Origin of the sequence: uncultured Bacteroides sp. (assembly GCF_947632445.1) — a bacterium.
Classification (GTDB): domain Bacteria; phylum Bacteroidota; class Bacteroidia; order Bacteroidales; family Bacteroidaceae; genus Bacteroides.
Genome location: NZ_CANRPM010000121.1, coordinates 1 through 3,712 on the forward strand (window position 1 = coordinate 1; position 3,712 = coordinate 3,712).

A 3,712-nucleotide genomic window follows, 5' to 3' on the forward strand; every position below is an offset into this window, starting at 1 on the left:
AACTGGCCGCAGGCCACAACCTCTTTGTTACTTTCTTGTGAGAAAGTAACGCAAAAGCACTTTCACACCACCGCCCCGTTGGGGCTGGCAGTATGAAAGTGCTTTTGCGCGCTCCCGCGGGGCATTCTCACTCTCGTTTTTTATCTATCACTTCTTGCAGTTCATTAACAAAACGACAAGTGTGAAAGCCGTCACAAACTGCATGATGAACCTGTATCGAAAGTGGGATATAGAACTTTCCGTTTTCTTCATAGTACTTTCCGAAAGTAAAAATAGGTAATAAATAACTATATCCTCTTTGAAGGTTCAAATTAAATCCTTCAAATGACAACCACGGAATCATAGACACTGGAAATGTATTAGCCGGAGGATTTGGCTTTGCCATCATTCCCTCTTGTTCACCATAAGACTCCATATCTCGTTCATATCTATCCAGAAATTCATCATAATCAGACGAATATTCAGTCCAAATATTTGAAAAGGTTTCAGTATCTTTATGAAATACCGTATAACACGGCATCATCTCTGAAAAAATTCCAACTTCTCCTTTTTCATCAATCGCTGTTCTAAACTCTTCATGCTGATTAACTACTGTCGAAACACTATGCAAAAGAGCCGGATATAACTTTTTTTTGCTATTCTTCAATTTTGTAATATCCAGCTTTACCGTCATACTATATGTGCAAGGTAGATTTTCCAAATAATGTTTAAAATACTCTTTTCTTCTCCAATTTTCTATATCCACTTTTTTAAAATTCACTCAATTGTCCTCCGTAAATAATTTCAATCTCGAAATAGTTTGTTAAACCAACTCCGTCTTTGCGCTGGCTTCTGACCCTGCTGATCCACCCCAGCCTCTCCTGTAATAAGCTGCTGCTGGATTGTCCCTGCGTGAAGGGCCTGGGCCGCTGCCGCTGTCTGCTGCGCTGCGGCCAGCGCGTCAGTGAGCCGGGTAATGGTCTGGGCCTGCTGCTCGATCTGCCGGTCTTTCACTTCAAGCTGCCCTTGCAGCGTGTCGATAGTGTCCTGTAAAACGCAAACCAAATCGCCAACTTCGCGGTTTTCGGTTTGCGTTTGGTTTTCGATTTCAGTTTGCGATTTTTCAGAAAAAGCCCGTTTTATCAAGGCTTCCTGGTGTTCATCAATCGCAAACTGGTTTCCGTTTTTTCGCAAACCTGATCGCAAACCCAGGTTTGCGATTTGCTTACTTACTGCTGTCTTTGATACCCCTATCTCGTCCGCTATCTGCCGGATTGTTTTCATACCTTCACGAACAGGCCCACAGGACACACACCCTTAAACCCAGGCGTAGATATGTACCAGCAAGCGGCGCCTGTCGGCTCCCAGGCTACTTCAAGGGTAATCTCGTGCCAGCCATCGGGAAACAAAGCGGTAAACCCCTGCCCCGCGTGTATGCCGTACCCTTCCAGGAGCAGCCGAGGGTGCGGATCATCGTCTGCCGGATCGGGAAGCTGTATCTGTGCGATCCTCTCTTTATCCCAGCTCATAGACCTTTCCTCCTTCCCCTAAAATAAATCACTATGTGAGCCTGTCCGGGTGAGATATAAAATCAGCTCGTCCCCGTCCACTTCGTAGATCAGCAACCAATCCGGCGTAATGTGGCACTCACGACACCCCGCATAGTCCCCGGAAAGCTGGTGATCCCTGTTCTTCTCCGGCAACGGCTCCCCCGCAGCCAGCTTTTTAATAATATCGGTCAGCAAAGAAATATCAAAGCCGCGCTTTTTCACACGCTTCAAATCCTTCTGAAACTTTGTGGTTGGTCTTATGTTATACATCGGCAAGCAGCTCCTCCATCATCTGATCGACATTGGAATAGGTCTTGCCGAGGCTCGGATCGGCCTTCATTCTCTTTACTTCCTGGATTGCTTCGACGGTTTCTGCGTTCGGCACATCGCTGCTGATTTCAAAGGGTATTCTATACTCTCTCACCGCCTTACGAGCAAAAACATTGAACGCCGTTGTCATCGTCATTCCCATATCAGCACAGAACGCCTCAAACTGCCGCTTCAAATCTGCGTCCATACGGATGTTAATATTTGTATTCGCCATAGATAGCAACTCCTTTCGCTCTTATTATATACATTGTATCATTTTTTATTCACAATGTCAATATGCATTCCTGGTCGTTTACCCAAGCACTGGCCCTTAAACTTCCACCCTGGTATGTACGCATTTAGGGGGCAAAAAGCCTTGATTTATGCGGCTTTTCGGGCGCGGTAGCGAGGGGGCCGGTATATTTACCCTCGGAGGGCTGAAAACGGCTTCTAAAGCGTAACAGGGGCCTTTCTGGGCCTTATTCCTGGCCCCCATCGTGCAGCGCGTCCAGGAGCCAATCGCTCAACTCCTGGGAAGGGGACACCCGCACCGTTATATGCCCATTTTCAAAGCGCACCGCTGGCAGCGGGCAATCCCACCACTTGCGGACGGTTTTCGGATCAAGGCCAGTTTCCCGGTGACAGTCGACCTTGCGCCCCTCCGGGTGTTGCTGCCGCCATTCATAAACCCGCGCCTGGGCCGTTCCGCTGCCTTTAGGCCGCCCATTCCCTTCTCTCCAATTCGTACCATTGGCCTTATCGTTAATCTCCTGGATTGCTCTTGCGCCCTGCAAATGTACTGGCTGTTTGCGCCAGTTCCGCTTATTGACAGGCATAGTCAGGCCAGAGAGCTTCGCTATATCGTCCCTGGGGAATGTCACATAGTCCTCGTTGAACATTTCCAGAGCGCACACCACATCATCCTTCGTAAAGCGGTTGATGTCCTCCACGCTCATATCATCATAGGGTTTCAGCAGAGAGAAAGCGTCCTGACGCAGCTCGTCCTCGTCTATCCCGCATTTTTTCGCATAAATCGCCAGCGTCATAATTCCATAGAAACGATGTCCCACCCGAATTTCATCGGCTATCCGGTGCAGCCACCAGTCATAAAGGTCACGCTTGACCGTCCAGCGGCCCCGCCGCTCCTTCTTGACGATCCGCCGCTCATACCAATCCGGGTACTTCTCCTTCGCTTCGTCCAGCGACAGGCGGCTCTTTCTCATAAGCCCCTCAAGCCGCTGCTGCTCCCCGTTACTGTCCGGAATATAATCAAGCAGCCGCGCCAGCTCCACCGGCCCGCCGAGCCGGAACGCCCTCACAGGGTACTCCCGCCCCAGCTTCGAGCCAGAGCCGACCACCCGAAAGCCCTGCAAAATGCCCTGCATTTGCGGCTCCTTGATGGTAGAAGTAAACTTATTCCAAATCTGCCGGGTGAGGGAATATTTCAGCTCCTTCAAGCATTTCTGGTTATGCGGGTACATAGGCACCGGCTCTTTCAGCACATAATACAGGTGCAACCCTGTCCCGCTGTTTACAACAAAGGTTGCCTGGGGCAGAATATCCTTGTTCATCTGGTGCAGCGTGTCCCGGAGCTGAGGCATACCTACCCCGTCCAAGTCAAACACCAGGGCATAGAGATACCGGGCATTTTTGCCGCACCGCCGCCGCCCAAAATAAGAAATCGGGGACATAATCGTAAAATCAGTGTCTTGCAGCTCCCGCAGCTCGTCCAGCTCGTCAGTAATGGTACAGCGTTTCGCTTTACCGTCCCCCTCGATCTGCAAGGCGATCCCCGTTGCCTTGTCAACCTCACCTTTCGGCACCGTCACCGCAATTCCGTTTCCCTTCCTGTCCTCAAAATGGCCCTTCCTCTC

5 protein-coding genes are annotated in these 3,712 nt (G+C 49.9%); all 5 read right to left on the reverse strand.

The window, feature by feature from the left end:
- Positions 1-127: 127 nt before the first annotated feature.
- Complete coding sequence (gene catA / locus Q0Z70_RS13215; protein WP_118752303.1) at positions 128-760, reverse strand: type A chloramphenicol O-acetyltransferase; 633 nt, start codon at positions 758-760, stop codon at positions 128-130.
- Between the two features lie 23 nt (positions 761-783).
- Positions 784-1,263: a hypothetical protein gene (locus tag Q0Z70_RS13220; RefSeq protein WP_118752304.1), complete on the reverse strand. Its 480-nt coding sequence runs from the start codon at positions 1,261-1,263 to the stop codon at positions 784-786.
- A 263-nt stretch (positions 1,264-1,526) separates the two neighbouring features.
- Entirely contained in the window at positions 1,527-1,799 is a 273-nt protein-coding gene (locus Q0Z70_RS13225; RefSeq protein WP_066859802.1) for a type II toxin-antitoxin system YafQ family toxin, read from the reverse strand.
- Positions 1,792-2,073 carry a type II toxin-antitoxin system RelB/DinJ family antitoxin gene (locus Q0Z70_RS13230; protein WP_298075236.1) on the reverse strand — a complete coding sequence of 94 codons (282 nt, stop codon included), beginning with the start codon at positions 2,071-2,073 and terminating at the stop codon, positions 1,792-1,794. The genes Q0Z70_RS13225 and Q0Z70_RS13230 overlap by 8 nt, the downstream gene beginning before the upstream one ends.
- Before the next feature lie 244 nt (positions 2,074-2,317).
- The coding region (locus Q0Z70_RS13235; RefSeq protein WP_298075238.1) for a hypothetical protein at positions 2,318-3,712 on the reverse strand (1,395 nt) is incomplete at its 5' end.